General features: G+C 31.2%; 13 protein-coding genes. 7 read left to right on the top strand and 6 right to left on the bottom strand.

The genetic code is table 11. From position 1 onward, the window contains the following. Nucleotides 1–5 precede the first annotated feature (5 nt). From RCH18_RS14355 to RCH18_RS14335, 5 genes are all read left to right on the top strand, one after another. Nucleotides 6–1,523, top strand: a complete 1,518-nt coding sequence (locus RCH18_RS14355) for a SusD/RagB family nutrient-binding outer membrane lipoprotein (RefSeq protein ID WP_326937461.1) — start codon at nt 6–8, stop codon at nt 1,521–1,523. A gap of 70 nt (nt 1,524–1,593) precedes the next feature. Next, nucleotides 1,594–2,604 (top strand): glycosyl hydrolase family 18 protein, encoded by a 1,011-nt coding sequence (locus RCH18_RS14350; RefSeq protein WP_326937460.1) that lies wholly within the window; start codon nt 1,594–1,596, stop codon nt 2,602–2,604. Between the two features lie 431 nt (nt 2,605–3,035). After that, nucleotides 3,036–5,066 carry a beta-N-acetylhexosaminidase gene (locus RCH18_RS14345; protein ID WP_326937458.1) on the top strand — a complete coding sequence of 677 codons (2,031 nt, stop codon included), beginning with the start codon at nt 3,036–3,038 and terminating at the stop codon, nt 5,064–5,066. A gap of 144 nt (nt 5,067–5,210) precedes the next feature. Next, the gene (locus RCH18_RS14340) at nt 5,211–6,299 is read left to right on the top strand and encodes a glycoside hydrolase family 18 protein (RefSeq protein WP_326937457.1); all 1,089 of its coding nucleotides are present in this window, start codon (nt 5,211–5,213) and stop codon (nt 6,297–6,299) included. A gap of 122 nt (nt 6,300–6,421) precedes the next feature. Next, the gene (locus tag RCH18_RS14335; RefSeq protein WP_326937456.1) at nt 6,422–8,041 is read left to right on the top strand and encodes an ABC-F family ATP-binding cassette domain-containing protein; all 1,620 of its coding nucleotides are present in this window, start codon (nt 6,422–6,424) and stop codon (nt 8,039–8,041) included. A gap of 247 nt (nt 8,042–8,288) precedes the next feature. Here the strand turns inward: RCH18_RS14335 and tamL are convergent, their stop codons facing one another. The 6 genes from tamL to RCH18_RS14305 all read right to left on the bottom strand — a co-directional run bounded on the left by tamL (nt 8,289) and on the right by RCH18_RS14305 (nt 17,852). After that, nucleotides 8,289–10,583 (bottom strand): translocation and assembly module lipoprotein TamL, encoded by a 2,295-nt coding sequence (gene tamL, locus RCH18_RS14330; protein ID WP_326937455.1) that lies wholly within the window; start codon nt 10,581–10,583, stop codon nt 8,289–8,291. Then, nucleotides 10,576–15,579, bottom strand: coding sequence for a translocation/assembly module TamB domain-containing protein (locus tag RCH18_RS14325; RefSeq protein WP_326937454.1), 5,004 nt, complete (start codon nt 15,577–15,579; stop codon nt 10,576–10,578). Before RCH18_RS14325 ends, tamL begins: the two co-directional genes overlap by 8 nt. A 344-nt stretch (nt 15,580–15,923) precedes the next feature. Beyond that, complete coding sequence (locus tag RCH18_RS14320) at nt 15,924–16,118, bottom strand: hypothetical protein (protein ID WP_326937453.1); 195 nt, start codon at nt 16,116–16,118, stop codon at nt 15,924–15,926. 180 nt (nt 16,119–16,298) lie between these two features. Then, a complete protein-coding gene (locus RCH18_RS14315) occupies nt 16,299–16,877 on the bottom strand; it encodes a cytochrome b/b6 domain-containing protein (protein ID WP_326937452.1) in 579 nt (192 codons plus the stop codon). 78 nt (nt 16,878–16,955) lie between these two features. Beyond that, nucleotides 16,956–17,393, bottom strand: coding sequence for an acyl-CoA thioesterase (locus RCH18_RS14310; RefSeq protein WP_326937451.1), 438 nt, complete (start codon nt 17,391–17,393; stop codon nt 16,956–16,958). Between the two features lie 129 nt (nt 17,394–17,522). Beyond that, complete coding sequence (locus RCH18_RS14305) at nt 17,523–17,852, bottom strand: hypothetical protein (protein WP_326937450.1); 330 nt, start codon at nt 17,850–17,852, stop codon at nt 17,523–17,525. A gap of 1,105 nt (nt 17,853–18,957) precedes the next feature. Here RCH18_RS14305 and RCH18_RS14300 point away from each other — a divergent pair. Beyond that, nucleotides 18,958–21,507 carry a TonB-dependent receptor gene (locus RCH18_RS14300; protein ID WP_326937467.1) on the top strand — a complete coding sequence of 850 codons (2,550 nt, stop codon included), beginning with the start codon at nt 18,958–18,960 and terminating at the stop codon, nt 21,505–21,507. Between the two features lie 327 nt (nt 21,508–21,834). Beyond that, on the top strand, nt 21,835–23,721 hold the full coding sequence (gene dnaK, locus RCH18_RS14295) for a molecular chaperone DnaK (protein ID WP_326937449.1): 1,887 nt from the start codon (nt 21,835–21,837) through the stop codon (nt 23,719–23,721). Nucleotides 23,722–24,049: the final 328 nt, after the last annotated feature.

The following is a 24,049-nucleotide window of genomic DNA, read 5'->3' as shown; positions in this document are numbered from 1 at the left end:
CAATTATGAAAACTAAAAAATTATTAACTGCAATTATCGCCGCCTTTGTTTTAGTGGGATGTACAGAAAATTTTGATGAATTGAAAAAAGATCCAGTAGCTTTAACTGCTAATCCTGCGGGTCAGCTTTCATTTGCACAACTTAGTATGTCAGGTGATGGATTTTATCAAACAAGAGCTAATTTAATTTACTCAGGAGGTTTTGTTCAACATTATTCGGGGTCTTGGGCGGTAACCAATTTTGGTAGTATAATCAAGAAAAATGATGAATATATAACCGCTTTATGGAGAAACGCTTACGCTAATGAAATGAAAGTAATTGTAGATGTGATTCAAAAAACAGCTGCAAATCCTGAGATGAGTAACATGAATGCTGTTGCTAAAATCATGAAAGTAATGATTGGACAACGTATTACTGATATGTATGGTGATGTTCCGTACTCTGAAGCTGGATTAGGTTTTTCTAAAGGTATTGTTACACCTAAGTATGACAAACAACAAGATATATATACTTCGTTTTTTAAAGAATTAGACGAAGCCTCGACACAGTTAAATGCTGCGGGAGGTATTGTAAAAGGCGATTTATTTTATAAGGGAGACATTAGCAAATGGAAGAAATTAGCTAACACCATGCGTTTGCGTTTAGCAATAAGAATATCGGAAGTAGCGGCAGCAGAGTCTGAAAAACAAGTTAAAGCCGCTTTTCAAAATGGTGTTTTTATGAGTAACGACGACAATTGTATTATGCGTCATTTAGATTTTCCTTTTAGTGACGTACCGTCTGCACTTGATTTTAGGGGCAATGGTTTATCGCATGGTTTTATTGGAAACGAACAAGCAGATCATTTTAGTTCTTTATTAATAAATTTTTTAAGAAATAATGATGATCCTAGATTAACTATGATTGCTACTCCTAAAACGGGAAGTCCTAATTGGGGTCCACCTGCAGCGGGAGAAGAATTATATGTAGGAGTTGCACCAGGTACTTTTAGATGGGACTTATCAGGTGGATCGAATGCAGCTTCTGGAATTAGACCTTATCTGAAATTAAGAACTGCACCTTTTTTACATGTTAGTTATTCTGAAACGCAATTGTTATTAGCCGAAGCAGCCTTAAGAGGGTGGGTTACTGGAAGCGCAGTTGATTATTATAAAAAAGGAGTTGAAGCGGGTATAAAACAAATTGAAATATACGGAGCAACTGCAGCAAGTCAAAATAAAATTGATACCTATTTAATTAATAAACCATTAATGCCCGGAATGGAAAAAGAACAAATTGCTACACAACTTTGGGTGACTTATTTATTTAATAGTATGGAAGCTTATTCCAACTGGAGAAGAACAGGCTTCCCAAAATTATTGCCTATTAAAAATTCAGATTCTGAAACATTAGGTGTGACGCCTACGCGTTTAAATTATCCTAATGACGAACTACAAAAAAACGAAGCAAATTATTTAGATGCTATAGCTAGAATGGGTGGAAAAAATGATTGGTTAAATAAAGTTTGGTGGGATGTAAATTAAAATTGGTTTGAATTAAGTTATACCTAATAAGGGGATAGAAATATGGTAATTATAAACAAAATTAAAAATTATGATTAAAAGTAAAGCTTTATTAGGTATGCTTATTCTGATACTTACTGCTTTTTTATCGAGTGGATGTTCGCTTCAAAAAGAATCAAAATCTGAAAAAAAAGATGTCAAAACAGCGAGAATAGTTGGCTATTTATCAACTGATAATTTTGATAAAATGAAGTTAATTCAATTTAAAAAGGTAACACATTTAAATCTAGCATTTGCAAACCCCGACAAAACTGGGAAGTTGTATTTTCCTGGTGATATTGATAAATTAGTAAAATATGTTAGAGGAGAAAATCCAAATATTAAAATTAGTATATCAATAGCAGGCGGGATTATAACTAAACAACAATCAGAAGATTGGTCATACTTAATTGATAATAGTCAAAATAGACCTTTGATTATAAACAGTCTTATAAAATTTATAAAACAACATCAATTAGATGGGGTTGATGTCGATTTAGAATGGGATGCAGTAACTGCTGGCTATAGTGATTTTATTTTAGAGTTACATAAGCAAACCAAACCATTGAATTTACTTTTAACGAGTGCATTGCCTAACCTCACAAGATTTAATTATATTACTGACCAAGCACTAAATGCTTTTGATTTTATAAATATAATGGCTTATGATATGACAGGACCTTGGAATGCTAATAAAAAAGGTGCTCATAGTTCTTATCAAGACACTTTATTAGGTGTAGATTTTTGGACTATTAAAAATAATCTACCTGCTGATAAAATAATTTTAGGAGTTCCATTTTACGGTTATAATTTTGGAACATTACCCGTGACAAGTTTTGCTTACGGTGATATAGTTAAATTAGGTAATGAATATGCTGAGCTAGACCAAAAAGAAGAGAGCTATTATAACGGTAGAAATACAATCAGAAGAAAAGTTGACTTGGCTTCTCAAAGATGCGGTGGTATAATGATATGGGAATTGAGCCAAGACTCATTCAGTGAGTATTCATTATTGAATGTTATTGCTGAGCAATATAAAAGTTTGGGTTATAACATAAATTAAATTTTAATCATGCTAACGACTTAATTTCGTTAGCATAATTATGATCATTTTTTTCACCACATTTAATGTTAATGAATTTTTTTTAAAAATTCATAACAATAGAGATGGACCTAAAAATTTCTCTTTCATTTCAAAATCATGTAATTTAATTTTTTTATTTCAAATGTCATAATATATGACAATCTGCATTACCATACAGTACAAATAAGCTTCCTGAAAATCAGTATCAATAATAAAGAGTAATGCAACGCAATTTATTTTCACTTATTAAAAAAGTATGTGCTAGAAAAAAATGATAAAATTTTTTATAATTAATTTTTACAAAAAAGTATTTATTACAATACTAGAAAAGCTGTTTTACTTTTATAAAGAAAATTTGTTCTTTTCTCTTCCTGATTTATTTTCTAATCTATTAAATCCTTTACCACTTTATGAAATACACGCTAATCCTATTATTTATAGCTTTAATATCAAATGCTCAAATTAAAAAAGAGCAATTAGATTTAATGCCATGGCCACAAACTATAAATGTGACCAATGACACTTTTAAATTAGGTAAAAATTTTAAATTAAATATTACGGGTAATCCCAATTCAAGAATATTTATTGGAGCTACTAATTTTTTGCGTCGTTTAGATGGGCTAACAGGATTGTTTTTTGACCAAGGTTTTGTAACTAAGTTAAATGAATTTCCTAAAGCAGAATTACAAATAAATTGCACACAAAATGGGAAAATTGCTTTACACCAAAATGAGAGTTATCAATTAGACATTACGCCTAATAAAATAGTTATCAATGCACATTCAGATCTTGGCGCCCTTCATGGGTTGGAAACGCTCTTGCAAATTTTGCAAAATAATAGTACAGAATATTTTTTCCCTACAGTTTCAATTAATGATTTTCCAAGATTTACATGGCGTGGACTTATGATTGATGTGGCCAGACATTTTCAGCCTGTTGATGTTATAAAAAGAAATCTTGATGCTATGGCAGCTGTTAAATTAAATGTGTTTCACTGGCATTTAACGGATGATCAGGGATGGCGAATTCAAGTAAATAAGCATCCTAAATTAACTCAATTAGGATCTGATGGTTTATATTATACTCAAGAAGAAATTAAAAGTGTTGTAAAATATGCTGACGAAAGAGGAATTCTGGTTGTTCCAGAAATTGATGTTCCAGGACATGCTTCGGCAATATTAACGGCTTATCCAGAGATTGGCAGTGCGAAAAACATGTCTTCACCATATAAAATAGAAAGAAATGCGGGTATTTTTAATCCAACTTTAGATCCATCAAATCCTATAACATATCAATTGTTAAGTGAAATTTTTGATGAGGTCTGCCCCTTGTTTCCAGGTGCTTATTTTCACATTGGTGGAGATGAAAATGAAGGTAAAGAATGGGATGCAAACCCAAAAATTCAAGAATTTAAAAAGAAAATTAAGTTGGTAACTAATCATGATCTCCAAACATTTTTTACAATGAAATTGATTCCAATGCTTAAAAAGCATAATAAGCAATTGATGGGGTGGGAAGAGATTATGACAAAAGATATGTCCAAAAATGCGATTATCCATTCTTGGAAAGGTCCTAATGAAGGTTTGCCAGTAGGACAATCAGTGGCAAATGCAGCTAAAAATGGCTATCAAACAGTGCTCTCAAATGGCTATTATCTTGATTTGATGCAAAGCGTAAATGATCATTATCTCAATGATCCTATTCCTGAAAACAGTACGCTTACAGTGGAGGAGAAAGCAAAAATTTTAGGAGGAGAAGCCACTATGTGGAGTGAACTGGTAAGTCCTGCAACTATCGATTCTAGAATTTGGCCAAGAACTGCTGCTATTGCTGAAAGATTATGGTCTAGTCAAGAGATTATTGATTTAAGCAGTATGCATAAAAGAATGAAAAATGTGTCATTTCGATTAGAAGAATTAGGCATTACTCATATCAAGAATAAAGCGATGATTTTAAGAAACATTAGCAATAATCAAGAAATAAAAGCATTAGCAGAATTTTCTAATATATGTGAACCGCTAAAAATTTATTCGCGTAACGCTGGCGGAACAGAATATCAAATGTATTCACCTCTAACACTTTTTGCTGACGCTTGTTCAGCTGACGCATCAGACGCTTTAGATTTTGATATAGCAGTAAATCGTTTTCTAAAAAACAATAATACTGAAAATCAGCAATCAGTCATTAATTTTTTAAATAAATGGATGGTTATTAATACCGATTTAATAAATTTGAGTTTAAACGCGCCACTAATCCAACCCATTTTACCATTATCTAAAAGTTTAAGTGATTTGTCACAACAATTATTAGTACGGATAAAAGATAAACGAGTAAATAATTCCTTATTATTGATAGAATTATTAGAGCAATGTAATTCTAAAAATCATGCTGATGTGGAATTAGCCGTTTATAAAAGTTTAAAGAAATTAATGGATAACTAAAAAAATAGGAGAGCTTACAAAACCGTTTCTCATTATTATGAATTTATAAGGATAACCCAGTCATTATGCTCTAGGTTTTCTTTGTATAATAAAATGTATGATTACTAAATGTTATTACTATTAACACAACTAAATAATTTTAAAATGAAGTACTTTGCACTATTATTACTATTGGCTTTTACCTTACTACCTTCATTCGCGCAAGCTCAAAAAGATTTTTCAGTTATCGCTTATTATACGGGTGATAATAAAAAAATAAATGAATACGAAGTTCAAAAACTGACTCATATCATTTATAGTTTTTGTCATTTAAAAAACGGTAAATTAAACGTCAATACAGCACAAGATTCACTTTCAATAAAGCATTTAGTTGCACTCAAAGCTATTAATCCAAAACTGAAAATAATGTTGTCTTTAGGAGGTTGGGGAGGATGTGCTAATTGCTCTGAAGCATTTTCAACGGCTGATGGACGAAAAGTTTTTGCAAAATCAGTCAAGCAAGTGAATGATTATTTCAAAACGGATGGTATTGATCTTGATTGGGAATATCCCACAATTGAAGGGCCACCTGGACATCTATATCAAGCCGCAGATAAAGAAAACTTCACTGATTTAATTATACGACTGCGCAAAGTATTAGGAAGTAAAAATGAGTTAAGCTTTGCCGCTGGAGGTTTTCAAAAATTTTTAGATGAGTCAGTCGAGTGGAAAAAAATTATGCCATTATTAGATCGTGTAAATATTATGAGCTATGATTTAGTAAATGGATATTCGACTATGACAGGACATCAAACGCCTATTTATAATTCAAATGCTAATGAGGAATCAACAAATCGCGCAGTCGAATATTTATTAAAGTTAGGGATTCCCGCTAAAAAACTTGTAATTGGTGCAGCCTTTTATACTAGAGTCTGGAAAGAGGTGCCAAATAATAATAACGGATTGTATCAGTCAGGTGTGCATACCAGTGGAGTAAATTTTAAAGATTATGAATCTACCTTCACAATGGCGAAAGGGTGGAATTATTATTGGGATGAAAAAGCAAAAGCGCCCTATTGGTATAATGCTAAAGAGAAATTATTTGCAACTGGTGATAATCTTACTTCTGTCAAAGAAAAAACTGACTATGTTATTCAAAAAAAACTGGGCGGAATTATGTTTTGGGAGCTTGTGCTTGATACTCCTAGAAACGGAATGTTAGACGCTATTTATCAAATTAAAACGGTGAAATAAAATTAGTTACCCAAGCTGTAGTATTAATTCAATAAAAAAGCAGTAAATATTTGCTAGGTCAACACGAAACAAAAAATCAGTATTTTTTTCGTACTTTTGCAAAAATTTTATAAAAGATATTTATGTTAACAGTTAATAATTTATCAGTTCAGTTTGGCAAAAGAATATTATTTGATGAAGTTAATACGACCTTTACACATGGTAATATATACGGAGTTATTGGAGCCAATGGTGCTGGAAAATCTACTTTTCTTAAAATAATTGCAGGTGAAATGGATCCAACTTCAGGACACATTCACCTGGAACCTGGAAAACGTATGTCGGTTTTAAATCAAAACCACAATATGTTTGACGAAAGCACCGTTCTTGAAACCGTAATGATGGGCAATAAAATCCTATATGCGATTAAAAAAGAAATGGATGCCTTGTATTTAGATTACAATGATTCAAACGCTGATAGAATAGGAGAGTTGCAAGTGCAATTTGAGGAAATGAATGGATGGAATGCTGATTCAGATGCGGCTTCAATGCTTTCAAATCTTGGAATTACAGAAGAGCACCATTATACATTAATGGGTGATTTAGAAGGTAAAACTAAAGTGCGAGTACTTCTTGCTCAAGCTTTATTTGGAAATCCTGACTTGCTTATTATGGATGAGCCTACTAATGATTTGGATTTTGAAACCATTGCTTGGTTAGAAAATTTCCTAGCAAATTATGAGAATACGGTAATTGTAGTTTCTCACGATAGACACTTTTTAGATTCAGTTTGTACTCATATTTCTGATATTGATTTTAGTAAAATAAATCATTATTCGGGAAACTATACTTTCTGGTATGAATCTAGTCAGTTAGCGGCAAAACAACGGGCTCAACAAAATAAGAAAGCAGAGGAAAAAAAGCAAGAATTAGAAGAATTTATCCGTCGTTTTTCTGCAAATGTGGCCAAATCAAAACAAGCTACTTCTCGTAAAAAGATGATTAGTAAATTGAATATATCAGAGATAAAACCTTCTAGTCGTCGTTATCCGGCGATTATTTTTGACCAAGAGCGTGAAGCAGGTGATCAAATTTTGAACGTTCAAAATTTAAGTGCTTCAATTGATGGTGATGTTTTGTTTGATGGAGTTGACTTGAATATGGCAAAGGGCGACAAAATCGTTTTATTTTCTAAGGATTCTCGGGCAACAACTGCATTTTATCAAATATTAAATGGCAATCAAAAAGCAGATTCAGGAACTTATGATTGGGGTGTAACTACTAATCAAGCCTATTTGCCTGCTGAAAATCATGCTTTTTTTGAAAGTGATGATACACTTGTAGACTGGTTGCGTCAATGGGTAAAAACAGAAGAAGAACGCGATGAAGTAAACATTAGAAGTTTCCTTGGAAAAATGATTTTTTCTGGCGAAGAAGCTTTAAAAACTTGTCGTGTTTTATCAGGAGGAGAAAAAGTACGCTGTATGTTGTCTCGTATGATGATGGAAAGAGCTAATATTTTAATGTTAGACGAACCCACGAATCACCTTGATTTAGAATCAATAACTGCTTTTAACAATTCATTAAAAAACTTCAAAGGATCTGTAATCTTCACCACGCATGATCATGAGTTTTCACAAACGGTTGCTAATAGAGTAATTGAATTAACTCCAAATGGAGCTATAGATCGCTATATGACTTTTGATGATTATCTTGACGATGAAAAAGTAAAAGAATTAAGAGTTAAAATGTATACCGTTTAAAAACGGATCAAGTATAAAAACTAAAATCTCCCAAATTATGGGAGATTTTTTTGTGAATTAAATCGGAATTTCTATATATTGAATGATCATTTAATTGAATCATTAAGTTAGTGAAGCCACTACGTTTTGTCTGGCTAATTTGACTTTATTTTAAACTTAAAAGTAAATTAGAGCTGAATTAATTTTTTTATTTTAATAGTATGCTCTTTAAAATCAGAACAGCGAAATCACATATAAATTAGATTTATTAAAAAGGATAACCGATTGCTAAATTAAATATTAGATTTTCTTTTCTCCAACTCCCGTCGCCAAAACTAACCTGGTCTAAAACCCATCGATTGCCTTCTGGCAAATAAGGTTTACGGATAGGAAATGCTAGATCAGTTCTTAAAACTAAAAAGGAAAAATCAAATCGTAAACCAGCACCAGCACCAACAGCTATTTCGCTTAAGAATTTTTTAGAAAATTTGGCACCCGGCTTTTCTGAATTTTCGTTTAACAACCAAATATTTCCTGCATCGATAAACAGTGCACCTTTAACCAATCCATATATTTTTGCTCGGTATTCTGTATTTAACTCTAATTTTAAATCACCAGACTGATCTGGTAAAAAAGCATTATTACTTGTTGACGCTCCATCAAAACTTCCTGGACCGATAGATCGTGCTCTAAATGCGCGTAAACTATTGGTTCCACCAATAAAAAACTGTTTTATAAAAGGCATTTCGCGCGAATTGCCGTAGGTATATCCCGCACCTACTATTACTCTGCTCGCCAACTGTGCATCGCCACCCAAATTAAGATAATGTCTAAAATCATTTTCCACTTTAATAAACTGACTAAAAGGAACATCAAATACTTTGATAGTATCTCCTTTTCTAATATTCGCTCCCGAAATTAATCCTGTTAAATTCCCTGCAAGATCTACCGACCCCTTGTAATAAAATGTGTTTTTCTTTCGTTTCTGTGCTGTGTTAGTGTAGGTGTAAGAATAAGTAGGTCCAAAAATTAATTGCTTTTCAATTACTTTTCCTAATGATTCATTTACCAAAATCTTTTCTTTATACAATGCGGTAACATTTTGTGGACTAGCAAAGGTGATTTCAGTTACATTTAGTAAATGTTCTTTATGTTGATTTTCTTTCCATAAATATCCAAAAGATCCTTTAAAAGTTTGTAATGAATATAATTTAGTTCTGTTTTGGAATTCATAACCCAAGGTTAGTTTTGTTTTTGGAATAAAACCACTTGGAGAATTTAGTTTAAAAGGAGCAACTAAACGAGGCCAAATTAAATTTGCTTCTGAACCAAAACGGTATACATTAAATCCATTATTTTGCCCCGAAACTTGGACTTCAAGTCCTCCAAAAGCTGATATTGTCAACAACTCGGCGCCTCTAAAAGCGTTTCTGTTACTCCAATTTAAGTTTAATTCTGTTCCAGTGTAGTTAGCGGAATTTGTTTTGGCTACTAATTCTAATCGCAACGACTTCTTTGGTAAGGGTGTTAAAAAATAATAAGCGTCTAAATAATTACCAATACTATCAGAAACTCTAAACTGATTTTTTACAAATTTAAAAGTTCCTAAATTCACTAACCTATTTAAAGCTAAATTGTGATCCGTTCTATTGTATAATTCATTTTTTTCAAAAGATAGAGCTCTTTCAAAAATGCGTGGTTTAAATAAATTTTCTGGATCAATAATCGTAAAATCCTTGTATGGCTTGATCGCACTTTTATCTGTCGATGCGGTATCATTACCAATTGCATAATTTGGATAAATGATAATATTATTGATCTTATAAGGAATCTCCGACTGTGTTGGCGTTTCTTCTTTAACTTTTACTATTAAATCAACTTTATTCTGTGCTACTGTACTATCTACTTGAACGAGTAAATAATCAGGATTAAAAAAGAAAAAACCTTTTTCTTTTAATCGCGCATCTATTCGCACTCGTTCCTGTTTAATGACCTCTAAATTATAAGGTTCATTTTGCTTTAATAAACTTCTTCTGATTGATGATCCAATTGCTTTTCCAAGAATAGTTGAATCTATTGGGAATTTTACTTCTCGAATGGTGTACTGCGTTCTAGTATTGATGGTATAAGTTGCACTTGCTTTTTTTCCACTTCGCGTTGAATCGGCACTAGATCTAGCATTAAAATAGCCATTGTTTTCAGTATAATTTTGTAACACACTTTTGTTGTAATCTAAATCAACTTGGCTAAATAATACTGGTGCTTCACCTACTTTATTTTTTAACCAGTATCTAAGCCCCTTTTCTTTTTTAGGTGTACCGGCGATATTATAAATATACAGCTTTGGTCTTAAACCTAAAAATGTTGAATTTGGTTTAGGTCGAACCAATTCTTTCAATTGATTTTGTAATGCTTTTTTCTTTTTTTTAGAAATTTCTTTGTTGTCAACTTTTACTTTAGCTCCAGTATATAATAAGTCTCCTTCGGGTAAGAACTTAGTGTTACTGCAAGATGATAGCATCATTGTAATAAGAAAAAAGTATAGTAAATTATTCTTATTCATTTGATTTATTTTTTGATTCATTTTTTGATTTCGATCTTTCTTTTTTAGCTTGACTTTTAGAAAAAATTTCTTTGAATTTATTGTAATCCAGGGTAATGATAAATGCTATCCCCGTTTCGACTACCTCACCTTGTAAAGCAACTTGATATTTATTAACGCGATAAACACGTACTTTATATCTACCATCTTTAGAAAGTTGATAATCTAAAGAAACATCACCAGCAATGTTATTAGCGTTTTGATTCGTTTGTTGTGGACCTTCAATACCAAAACTACTTCCCACTGTTACTTTTAAACGATCATTCAGTAATTTCTTTGAAATACCAACATTCAAATCTGTTTTGTTTTCGCGTTTACCTGTCGTATAATCGTCAGAGGTGTCTAAGTCAAAGTTTAGTTCTACACCTTCAATTAAATCACCAGCCAAATTATTAAGTTGTTCTGATAAAATTTTACTAGCACTTTCTCTTGCAATAGAAGAAACATTAGTTCCTCCGTTTTCACTTGCAAATGGATTTTCGCCAATAAAGCGATTTAATAATAATAAGGCAAAAACCTGCTTATTCATCTCATCCGTCTGTTGACGCAATTGATTTAATTTAGCTTGAGTAGTATTTATAATTTCTGTAGAAACACTATTATTTCCTTCTGGTAAAACAATGTCAAATGAGATATTTGGTTTCATCAATTCGCCAGTCATTTTCAAATTTGTTTCAAACGGAATTTTTTGTTTGTAGGTATTTCTAATTTCACTTGTCACTGCTCCTAATTGATCGCTTACTAAATCTATAGGCGCTGCTTCGGTTTTATAAATGGCTGTAATATTTATATCTGCCAGTGTAGGTTCACCTGTCCATAAAATATAACTTCCTTTTTTGATATCAAATTTTCTCTTAATAGCATTAAAATTCATTTCATAGCTTCCTTCTGATAATTCATATCGTCCTGTCAAGCTTGTTTTACCTGATGGATCAATTCCACCACTTAAATCTGCTTCTCCTTTTAATTTTAAAAAGTCACCATTTGCCTTATCAATAACCATAGATAACTCAGCTTCCTTATCAATTTCAATATTTACCGAAGCATTTATTCCTTTTATTTCAGATTCACTGGTCGTCTCAGTCAATGCCACTTTTTGCTCAATTTTTGGATTATCTTGATCTATAAATTCAATTATTCCCTGTCTGTCAGCAATTGAAGGATCAGATTGCGGTAAAACAATAGTAAATTTGGTGTCTTTATTAATTTTAATATTTCCTTCAACAATTGGATTATCTAAATTTCCTGTAATTTTTAAATGATTATCTAAATACAATTCACCGTAATATAAATCGTTGTCTTTCGCTTTAGAATTAACTGCTTTAAAATTATCAGCATCTACATTTAAATCAAATGCAAAATTTCTAAAGTTGGGACTGTTAATCTTTCCGTTTATAGCTAAATCATTGTCGTTTTCATCTTTTATAGTGAAATTATCAAATACAATTGATTCGCCTGTGAACGTAATTTTATCATCTATAGATTTAAATGTAGCATTTAGTTGCGTTGCTTTAAATCCAACATCATTAAATTTTAAATCTCCTATAACAAGTGGTTGATTCGCATTTCCAGTAATCTTAAAGCCACCATTTAGAAATCCCGTGCTTTCCTTTATATTATTTAAAGTAAAACCCTGTATACTCTTTAAATTTAATCTTACAATATCTAGATTCATATCAAAACTACTTTGAGTCGTTTTATATGTTCCATTTAAATTTACTTCATTACCTGATCCTGTAATTTCAATATTTGCAATATATTCATTCGCAATGTTATTTTTTACTTTAATACTTATGTTTCCAACAGTATCCTTCTTAAAAGTAAAATTTTCAATATTTAAGTCCGAAGTAAAAAGGGGAGTAGCGCTTAAATCTTTTATAGTCGCCCTTCCATTTATTGCTCCACTAAACTGTAAATCCTCTTTTTCGATAAAACTAGTAAGAGTACTAATATCAAAATTTTCAAAATTCAATGATATTGGTGCATTCTTAGCTTTACTTTCTGATTGGATTGAAATACTACTTCCTGCCTTACTTAGATCAAATTGATTGATATAAACGCCTTTTTTCCCAAAACTAATTAAGTTTTTAGGATCAATTTTCCAAGAATCGTAATTCAATAATAAGTTATCAATATCAATATTTACGTCATTATTACCTTCATTACTTTTTAAAGTTCCAGCAATTCTGTAGCGTTCTACACCTTTAGTGTCTTGTAATGCAATTTGATAATCAACTATATTATTCGCTACAACACCAGTAATACTTGTAAATGGTAATTGAACTATATTATTTTGAATGTCATCAACGAGTAATTCGTAAACTAAAGCCTCACCTTCCTTATTTATATTTATAACCGCATCAGTAATGATATTTTCACCGTAAATTAATTTGGGAATCGCGCCATTTATGGTAATCGAATCATTTACTGAATTGTATTTTCCTGAAAGCGTAATTGTTTGTAAGCTTTTTAGATTAGGTACAACTTTAAATAATATCGGATCGTCCTTTATAACAACTCTAAAATCAAATTGCTGTGCCTCTACAGTCTTCTTCTTTACTTCGGCATTAGTATCATAATAGGTAGCAATAGAATTTGTTAAAGCAGTTCCAATTTTCGAAAGTTTATATTTACCTTTTATTTCTGCTGCTAAAAATGGTGAATTTACGATCAATAAATTTTTATCAACGGTTGAATTAGCTATTATACTTATGGAATCGATTGCAAACTCATCTTTAGCGTTAATTACATTTACGCTATGAGCAACTACGCTACCATTTAGATAATCTAAATTAGCAGATTGTATATCAGCCTCTACAATTCCTCTAATTTTTAAAGGTCCTGCATGTAAATTTAGTTTTTCTAAATCAGCTATATCAACATTCAATTTTAGTTTTGCAGCTGGATATTTATCTTTAAAATTGCCACTACTAACTAAATTAAAGCTTAGATTTGGATCTTTTGCCGTAACCATCGCGTTAAAATTTCCCTTTTTTGTAGTTCCTTTTAAAATCAGATTTCTATAAGTGTAATTATTAAAATACGCTTTTGAGACTGTTCCATTTATAGTAGCCACCGCGGTTTTAGGATCAAAACCCATTCCTTTTACATCAGCTTTTAACGTAACTTTGCCTATTGAGTCGTTCTTAATTAGTTTTCCAATATCAAAATTGATCAGTTCTGTTTGAGCATTATATTTTTCAAAATTCTTAACACGGTGATCAAACTTAGCTTTAATCTTCGCGCTACCAAAACTACTGGTCAAATTCATATTTGTATTAAAATCAGCAATAGTTCCTTTAAAAGTTCCTTTAACAGCAAATTTTGATGGTAATTGAATAGAGTTAGGTATAGTGCCTTTTGGCAAAAAACTAACAAAATCTGTAGCTGTTGATTGTAAATCTTTTATATCTAAATTAAAAATAGCTTTATTTATATCCGGTAAACCAGAAATGCTTCCACTAGCAATTAATTTTGTTCCACCAAATCCGCTAACAGCAATGGAAGGAAAAATCATGTTTTTTAATTTACCTTTAATTTGCCCATCAATTGATAAAATTCCATTTGGATTGCTACTAAAAGGATTAGTGTTGCTTAGTGTAGGTACAAAAAGAAGAATATCTTTCACGCCCAATTTACTTTTTTTCAAATCAGCATTTATACTAAGTTCACCTGGATTTTTTGATAATGATTCAATGGATGGATAGCCAATTCTTATTTCATCTCGCAATTCTGTTTGCGGAGTTTTTAAATATAAATCCTTAAAGTAAGCATTCTTTTTACCATAGAAAAACTCAGTTTTTAAAGCTTGAATATGTAAACCACTTTTATCTTTAATAGTAAGAGCATTAGCTATTCCCGATATGTTTTCAGGATTATAATTTACTGTTTTTACATCTAAATTCAGATTTTTTATATCTAAATGATTGAAATCAATTCCTTCTGAAGCAGCAGCAGCATTATTATTGTCATATTTAAAATTTACTCTACTAAATTCTGCATTGTTGACTTTTACTTGCCATCCGCCAGGTTCAGTTACAACATCTTCCTTTTTAGCTCTTACTTTTTCTGATTTACCAATGGTTAAATTACCTTCAACTCCAGTAAGATCCAAATTTTTTATAATGGCAAACTGATTGTTAAGATCCATTCTATCAATTTTTGCTAAAAATTTCTTGACGTAAAAGGCAGCTGATATTTTTGTGTCTGCATTTTTATAATCAAGATCAATTTTAGATAAATCAATTTCTCCTAATTTTATTTTTAAGGTGGATTGTGATGAATTATCTATAGTCTCATTTTTTTTAGGAATTATAGACGCAGCGATTCCTTGCTTTACTTTAAGTTTTAAACCATTAATTTTTGTTTTTGGAATCTCAAAATTCATTTTTTCCAAATCAAAGATTTTAATTTTAGTTTGAAAATGGTTTAAATTAGCAGCAATATCATTTTTAGTAATTGCGTCCTTATAAGTCAGGCGAATGCGATCAAGTTCTATTTCATTTATAGAAATTTGAATTGGTGGCGAATCACTTTCAGGTTTTGGTGCAGAGGCAAATGCCTTTATGATATAATCAAAATTAAATTCAGAATTGGAATTTCGATCAATATTCGCAGTAATTCCCTCTAATTGAGCTGAATTGATTTCAACTTTATTATTGATTAGTTGAAATAAACTTATGTCAACAGCAAGTTTTTCACCAGCAATTAATGTGTCTTTATTTTGGTCTTCAAAATATACTCCTTCTAAAATTAACTTCTTAGGTAAGCCAATTTCAATTCGGTCAATTGATACCTTCGTTTTAATTTTCCCTTGAATAAAAGTTACTGCTTTATTTTTAGCAAAATTTTGTACCACTGGTATCTGAATTGCAATTACTAGTAGTAAAAATAATACCACAATGGAACCTAATATCCAAAGTATTATTTTCAGACTTTTCTTAAAATAATTTTTCAAGTGAGATTTTTTTTGCTAAAAATAGCTATTTTTGATGATAATTACAACTCTGAAACATACAGCCCGCGGATGTAAAGATGAGGAATATCAATTATCGAGGGATTATATAATTGATTTAATTTGTTATAGAATTTAAATTTTTTAAATTATTTCAAAGTAGTTTACTCGCAATAGTAAAGTGTGAGAAGCGCAATTGTTTATAATTTCAACTAATTTATTAGGTAAGGAGAAGAGGTGTATTTATATTTTTTTTAAAGGATCGATTTGATCTGGTAATTTAGGTTTATATGATTAATTCAAAAAAAAAGCGTTTAATCAATTTGACTAAACGCTTTCAATAGCAATTATTTTTTTTCTTCATTGTTCTTTTGATCATCCCAATCAGGTTTTTCACCTTTGAATTTTTGAGTGTCAACGTCGTAATTTTCGTCATTTTTTAAGACCTCTTCAAAGTCTTTATATTCATGTTTTCTCATATCACTTCTATTGTCAGATCCTTTTTGATTATGTGATTGTGGATTGTGGTTTTGTGCGCTCATAATATTTATATTTTAAGTTATTTTCAAAGTTAAAAAATTGAAACTGCCTTTTGTTATAAAATTCCGATACTTGATTGTAAGATTTCTATTTTTTTGCTGATAATCAAGTATGGAAATATATTTTACATTATAAGACACAATTAAAATAGTAGCTATCTAATAAATATTACTGTATTAGACTTATTGATCTTTTATATTTCCGCTGATAACACTTGAAATTATTCCTTTTTGATTTGTAAATTCCGCCATTATAACCCCTCCTAAGTGCAACACAATAAATGTTAGCAGATAATAAATTGATAACACATGAATCTCTTCCATCACATCTTTTAAATTTTGTGGACCTAAAACAATAGTTAAACCAGTTACTAAAGAAACAGCTACACATGCGTAAAATATAATATAAACCCAATATTGAAATCGTTGTTTAAACGAAAGTCCTGTATGTACCGGATTTATAAATTTCATTTGACCTAAAAACGGAAGGATTAATCTTATAGTATAAAGTCCTACTAAAGCGTAACCAAAATAGATATGCCAATCCCACATTGGTTTTCTTATCTTTTTTGCAAGTACAATTAATTGCTCCTGCGTCAAAGCTTGATCTGTCGTAGCAAGATAATCTTGAATTATCAGTGCGACATGGTTTTTGTTCATCCATGTGAGTCTTAGAAATATGGTAAATAGCATAGCTGTGAAGCAGATGGCAATGGACCAATGCATTATTCTAAAAATAACGGAATAGTCTCTAGTTTTCATAATTTGTATTGATATAGTTAATTATTACAACCCCTAAAATTAAATTACAACCGATACAGAATCAATTTGTTAGATGCTTCAGAGCGTGCTGAATTCTTTACTCTTTGGAAAAAGACTGATTGCTTCGATTGCAATTTCAGGAGTTGGATTAGCAATTTTTCTCAATTTTGTATCCATCCAAGCACCATCGACTGTAATAATAGCGCAAAGAATATTTTCATCATTAATGAATTCATGTACAATTGACCAGCGTGATGCATCAGGCTTCATTTTTGAAATTTTTGTTTGCATCATTATTTTATCAGCGAGCTTAATTTCTTTTTTGAAAACACACTCTTCTCTAAATAAAATGGGTCCAAAATGCTGAGCTTGTAGCACTTTTATCGTTAAGCCCAAACCTTCTAAAATTTCAATTCGATGCTGGGCTCCAAAATCATAATAAGCACTGTGACGAATATGAAAATTTGGATCTAAATCCGACCAACGAAAAGATAATTGTTTGCTAAAAGATGTCATAAATAGTATAGTAATTCAAGTTGTAAGTTGTTATAGGCAGATTCAATTGTAAAATTAGACAATTCAAATTGACGTTAGAGGCGAAACACTTATCTCTTTTTTGTAAAATTCACACATTTAATTGTTTATTTAGTAGTTGTGATACAAAATTTGAATCGCTACAATACTGATCACAAAAGTTATTACTGCAACTATTAACAATAGAGAACTTCTAGGTGATTCGATAATTGCAATGTTGTCAACATATAAATCCATAACAACTCCATTAGCACCGTATCCTAAGTTTAACTTGCAATCTACTTTGCGGTCGTTTTCTAGCATGGTAAAAGAATGTTTAGCGCCTCCAATTGAACTTTTTTCCGATACAATTTTCCCATTAAGCGTTATTGACTCTCGACCAACAAACGAATTAAAAATTTCTATTTTATTATTTCCGAGTTGGATAGTTGAAAATTTCATAAGGTTTGATTTTATCGTTAAATATTAATCTCTACTACAATTAAAATTTTAAAAGTAAGTAATGTATTGTTTTATCTATTTTTAATAAAGCTATCGGCTGCTTCGTATAACTGAGCTCAATGTTTGATTATAAATTTTCAGGATATTTTTGCGCAAGATAACTTTTATATTAAGTTTTTTCGATACTTGGTTATCTGGCAGAACATCTTTGTAATTGATCAAAGGAAAGACAAAATCCTTATAAGTGGTTATTCTTATACTGCTATTTTTGAAATTCTTATTGAAACTAGGTCGTTTAAAGCAGTTGCTTTTTGAAAGTACCTGTTTAGGAATTTGAAAATTATAAATGGGTTTAACAAGATAATTATAAAATAGGGATAAAAATTCGCTCCAATCCTGAAAAAGATGATAGTAAGGTATGCCAATAAATTATGCGTATTTGAAAATTAAGTATGGCGGTTGTGCAAGTTGTTTTTTAAATAGTAAAATTTAACGTGTTGCAATGACCATAAGAATTTTCTTTTTTTAAATTATACTCTTATTATTATTGAATTATTAAGATTAGTATGAGTTATTAGCTTCAAAGTTGTCAATTCAGGCACATTTTAATAGTAATCTTTAAATAAATCTGCAAAAATGGGTTTGATTTTTTATTGTTGTTTCACGCATGTTTTTACCTAAAAGTGTTTTGTTCTTAAGACCTTTTTTTTGCTCAATAATCCTTGCATTAAAACTGTGTAAACTATAATTTTTCAATAATTTAAGTTCAACTTAAGATTTCTCAATGTGTAAAATTTAAATTATTAATTAGATAATAATCGTTGAATATTATCCGCCTTCATCTTTTTTAAAATAAGTTCTAAAGATTGTTGATAGCTATGTTATTTCGTTTCAATGGTTGATTAGTTGCTTTTTTTACTCAGTAAAAAATAGTGTATTATATTAAGTGAATTTTTTTTAATAAAAAGTTAACATTTTTATTGTTTTTTAATAAAAACGTATAGTTTTGTTGAATACAACTAATATAAATTTTTTTATGAAAATTAATCGTTTTGTTTTAGCCTTGCTATTTATAATGGCATTGCCCACATTGATGTAGGCCCAGATAATTAAAGGAATTGTCAAGGATGAAAATGGTCAAACCATATCTTATGCGAATGTTATAGATAAAATAACAGCTAAAGGTGTGACCACCGATGGGAATGGAAATTTTGAAATTAAAGTAAGTGGATTTCCTGCTACTTTAACTGCTAAATATGTTGGCTACAAAAGCCAAGATATTGAAGTAAGGAATGAGTCTGATAGCGCAATTTTTAAGCTCGAAGCAAGTAACAATCTTGACGAGGTGGTTGTTACGGGAAATAGATCTAAAGTGCGAAGTGTATTAAATTCAGCTGTTCCAATTGATAAACTTTATTCCGAAGATTTAAAATCGAGTGGACAGGTTACTTTTGATAAAATGCTAGCTTATAAAATTCCATCATTTAACTCAAGTAGTCAAGCTATTTCTGATGGGACAGCCCATTTTGATCCAGCTGATTTGCGTGGTTTAGGGCCAAGCCGTACTTTAGTTCTAGTCAACGGAAAAAGGAAAAATCAAAGTGCGTTAGTGTATATAAATGATACTCCTGGAAAAGGTGAAGTAGGTACAGATATGAAAAGTATTCCATTTTCGGCCATTGAAAGAGTGGAGATACTTCGTGATGGTGCATCATCTCAATATGGTTCAGATGCTATTGCAGGAGTAGTGAATATTATACTTAAAAAGAAAGCAAATTTTACTGAAGTAAGTCTTACTTCGGGAGTAACTTCTGAAGGAGATGGTTTTAATTTTGGAGCAGATTTAAATTCAGGATTTAAAATTGCCGATAAAGGTTTTGTGAATATTACACTTTCTTATTTAAACCAGAATAAAACAAATAGAGCCGCAAAACCTGGTAAAGATGATTTATTTGGTTATGCTGCAAATGATGCGCAGTGGGGTGATTGGTTAAAAAACAATTCTAATTTAGGAATGACAATAGGACAGCCTGATTCTAAAATGGGCGCGTTAGTTGTTAATGCAGAATATCCACTTACAGATAAAACAATGATCTACGCTTTTGGGGATATTAATGTTCGAAAAGGAACAAGTTTTGCTTTGTACCGCGCTCCTTATTGGGTTCCTGATCCTAATAATTTATTGCATGCAGCAGGAACAACATACAATGGTTTTCAGCCTACGTTTAACACAGATGTTTTTGATAATCTAGGATCTATCGGGGTAAAATCTACGTTGTTTGGTTTTAATTCGGATTTTAGTTTAACAGCGGGCTCTAATAAAATTGATTATACCGTAAAAAACACAATAAATGTATCTTTAGGAGCTAATAGACCAACAGAATTTAAAAGCGGTGGATATACTTTTAGTCAGTTAGTGGGTAATGCTGATTTTTCAAGAACTTTTGATAAGGTAACAATAGGATTTGGTACTGAATTAAGAAAAGAACAATATGAAGCTAGAGCAGGTCAAAAAGAATCTTATGTCAATGGAGGAGCACAATCATTCCCTGGCTTACAACCCGCTAATGAGTTGAAGAAAGATAGAAGTAATGTAGGTGTTTATACTACTTTAGATTATGATGTAACCGATGATTTTCTAATAGGGGGATCTGTGAGATATGAAAATTATACTGATTTTGGAAATAATTTTTCTTGGAAAGCGAATTCACGTTACAAATTAAATAATGATATCTCTATAAGAGCGTCTTATAGTACAGGATTTAGGGCGCCAGCTTTACATCAAATATATTTGAGTAATATTCAAACATTAGTTTCCGGAGGTAGTGTATCTAATCAAGGAACCTTTAATAATATAGATCCCGCAGTTATTGGATTAGGTGTTCCTAAATTAGATGCGGAAAAATCACAAAATATATCAACAGGAATTACATTTAGATCAGGTGCTAAATTTTCTGGTTCAGTTGATTTTTACCAAATAAAAGTAAAAGACCGTGTATTATTTTCTGGCGAAGTTGGTTTTGATTCTAATAATGCAGCAATAAATCCTGTGGAGCAAGTCTTAGTTAATAATGACATAACAAGCATGAAATTTTTTATCAATGCAGTAAATACTATCACTAAAGGCGTCGATGTTGTTATGAATTATAAAAATCTACCTTTAGGAAATGGCAAACTAGGATTTAGCTTTGCATCTAATGTAGGCAATACTAAAATTGATGGACAAATTGCTACTCCAGCTATTTTGAAAGTTAACGGTTATGACATTTTTAATCGTAAAGAACAAGGCAGAATTTTAAGTGCTAGACCTAATACTAAAGTTTTACTCGGAATCAATTATGATTTGCAAAAAATAAGTTTTATCCTTAATAATACTTATTTTGGTGAAGTTAATTGGCAACACGCAACCGATATAGCAAAAGATCAAACTTTTGCAGGCAAACTTATTACTGATTTAGGTATTACTTATAAGTTCTCAAAAGTGATTTCTGCAAATATAATGGCAAATAATTTATTTAATGTTTATCCAGACAGATTGAATCCTAAGGGCGATATTGTAACAGATTTAGGAGGGCGTTTCAAGTATGCATGGGAAGTAAACCAATTTGGATTTAGTGGTACAATTTTTACGGCAGGTGTAAACTTCAAAATTTAGATATTAGTTCGCAATAAAAATAAAAAACGGGATTTATTCCCGTTTTTTTATGGAATTAATTTTGATTATTTTTAAAATAAATAAAACGTTTGACTAGGCCATTATATGAGCATTAAAAACGGGATCAACTTTATTGTGTTATATAAAAATACAATGAAACTTCACTACGAAGGACAAAACATCTCAAATGTCAACTTGTCATATCTATTTCCGCCAACTTTAATACAAACTGACAAATCAATAGAGTCATTTATATTGGCACAAAGATTGACTTACCGACTGTGAGTCATTAAAAATAGTATACAATAAAATTTAAATATAGTAAAAATGGGTAAAATAATCGGAATTGATTTAGGAACTACAAACTCTTGTGTTTCTGTAATGGAAGGTAGCGAAGCAGTTGTTATTCCTAATGCAGAAGGAAAAAGAACTACACCATCGATCATCGCTTTTGTTGAAGGTGGAGAAATTAAAGTGGGTGATCCTGCTAAAAGACAAGCAGTAACTAATCCAACTAAGACTATTGCTTCTATTAAACGTTTTATGGGACATAGCTTTGGTGAGGTTTCATCTGAGGCAAAGAGAGTTTCTTATAAAATTGTAAAAGGAGATAATAATACGCCACGTGTTGATATTGATGGTCGTTTATATACTGCACAAGAATTGTCAGCAATGACACTTCAAAAAATGAAAAAAACTGCTGAAGACTATTTAGGTCAAACAGTAACTGAAGCGGTTATTACAGTTCCTGCTTACTTTAATGATGCACAACGTCAGGCTACAAAAGAAGCTGGTGAAATTGCAGGTCTTAAAGTAATGCGTATTATCAACGAACCTACAGCTGCAGCTTTAGCGTATGGTTTAGATAAAAAAGGAAAAGATCAAAAAATTGCTGTTTATGATTTAGGTGGTGGTACATTTGATATTTCTGTTCTTGAATTAGGAGACGGAGTTTTTGAAGTGCTTTCTACAAATGGAGATACTCACTTAGGTGGAGATGATTTTGACCATGAAATTATTGACTGGTTAGCCGCTGATTTCTTAGCTGCTGAAGGAATTGATTTACGTCTTGACCCAATGTCATTGCAACGTTTAAAAGAAGCTGCTGAAAAAGCTAAGATTGAATTGTCTTCTTCTGCTGAAACTGAAATCAACTTACCTTATGTAACGGCTACAGCTTCAGGACCAAAACACTTAGTTAAAAAATTAACTAGATCTCAATTTGAAAAATTAACAGATGCTTTAGTAAAACGTTCTATGGAGCCAGTTGCTAAATCATTGAAAGATGCAGGTTTGTCTGTTTCTGATATTGATGAAGTTATTCTTGTAGGAGGTTCAACTCGTATGCCAAGAATTGCAGAAGAAGTAGAGAAATTCTTTGGTAAAAAAGCATCTAAAGGAGTTAATCCTGATGAAGTTGTTGCAATTGGAGCAGCTATTCAAGGTGGAGTTCTTTCTGGAGATGTAAAAGATGTATTGTTACTTGACGTTACACCTTTATCTTTAGGTATCGAAACTATGGGTGGTGTAATGACTACATTAATTGAGTCTAATACAACTATTCCAACTAAGAAATCTCAAGTTTTCTCAACTGCTGCTGATTCTCAGCCAACGGTTGAATTGCACGTTCTTCAAGGAGCTAGAGCAATGGCTGCTGATAACAAAACCATTGGCCGTTTCAACTTAGATGGTATTCCACCAGCACCAAGAGGAGTTCCGCAAATTGAAGTAACTTTTGATATTGATGCTAATGGTATCATTAAAGTTTCAGCAACTGATAAAGGAACTGGAAAATCTCATGATATTCGTATCGAAGCTTCTTCTGGATTAACTTCTGAAGAAATCGAAAGAATGAAACAAGATGCTGAAGCTAATGCTGAATCTGACAAAATCGCAAGATCGAGAGCAGAAAAATTAAACGAAGCAGACGGAATGATCTTCCAAACTGAAACTCAATTAAAAGAGTTAGGTGATAAAATAACAGATGACAATAAAGTAGCTGTTGAGTACGCATTAACTGAATTGAGAATGGCACACCAATCTCAAGATTTAGACGCTATTCAAACTGCTCTTGATAACATCAATGCTGCTTGGAAAAAAGCAACTGAGGCAATGTATGCTGCAGGAGATCAAAATCAAGGTCCTGCTCAACCACAAGGAGAAGCAACTCAAGGAGACAATGTTGAAGACGTTGAATTTGAAGAAGTAAAATAATTTGCACTATCAATTATAAAAACAAATTATTATAATTTAGAAAACCGTTTACCATTGGTAAACGGTTTTTTTATGCACAGTTATTTCGATTTACAACTTAATTGATTTGCATTTTTAATATGTTCTGATAGTTGGTCTATTGAAATTATATTAAGACATGATATCGTCCCTAATCAAATTAGTTATTAAAAGAAAATAATCTCGCTTTTTTTACTATATAAGCCATTTAAGTTGGCGGATTCAAGTCATAAATGCAACTTTTTGCTGATTTATCAATTTATGTAAATATACTTGGTTTGGTGTTTTAAAACCAAATCTTTTTCTCGGT

The organism is Flavobacterium sp. PL11 (assembly GCF_035985025.1).
Classification (GTDB): domain Bacteria; phylum Bacteroidota; class Bacteroidia; order Flavobacteriales; family Flavobacteriaceae; genus Flavobacterium.
Note: the sequence above shows the minus strand (reverse complement) of the source record. Positions and strands in the feature narration are given on the sequence as shown.

Bases quoted from the DNA above. Each gene is read 5' to 3' on its own strand.
- RCH18_RS14340 (WP_326937457.1), top strand. From the start codon at position 5,211: ATGAAGTACTTTGCACTATTATTACTATTGGCTTTTACCTTACTACCT.
- RCH18_RS14345 (WP_326937458.1), top strand. From the start codon at position 3,036: ATGAAATACACGCTAATCCTATTATTTATAGCTTTAATATCAAATGCT.
- tamL (WP_326937455.1), bottom strand. From the start codon at position 10,583: ATGAATAAGAATAATTTACTATACTTTTTTCTTATTACAATGATGCTA.
- RCH18_RS14315 (WP_326937452.1), bottom strand. From the start codon at position 16,877: ATGAAAACTAGAGACTATTCCGTTATTTTTAGAATAATGCATTGGTCC.
- RCH18_RS14320 (WP_326937453.1), bottom strand. From the start codon at position 16,118: ATGAGCGCACAAAACCACAATCCACAATCACATAATCAAAAAGGATCT.
- RCH18_RS14350 (WP_326937460.1), top strand. From the start codon at position 1,594: ATGATTAAAAGTAAAGCTTTATTAGGTATGCTTATTCTGATACTTACT.
- RCH18_RS14310 (WP_326937451.1), bottom strand. From the start codon at position 17,393: ATGACATCTTTTAGCAAACAATTATCTTTTCGTTGGTCGGATTTAGAT.
- RCH18_RS14355 (WP_326937461.1), top strand. From the start codon at position 6: ATGAAAACTAAAAAATTATTAACTGCAATTATCGCCGCCTTTGTTTTA.
- dnaK (WP_326937449.1), top strand. From the start codon at position 21,835: ATGGGTAAAATAATCGGAATTGATTTAGGAACTACAAACTCTTGTGTT.
- RCH18_RS14335 (WP_326937456.1), top strand. From the start codon at position 6,422: ATGTTAACAGTTAATAATTTATCAGTTCAGTTTGGCAAAAGAATATTA.
- RCH18_RS14305 (WP_326937450.1), bottom strand. From the start codon at position 17,852: ATGAAATTTTCAACTATCCAACTCGGAAATAATAAAATAGAAATTTTT.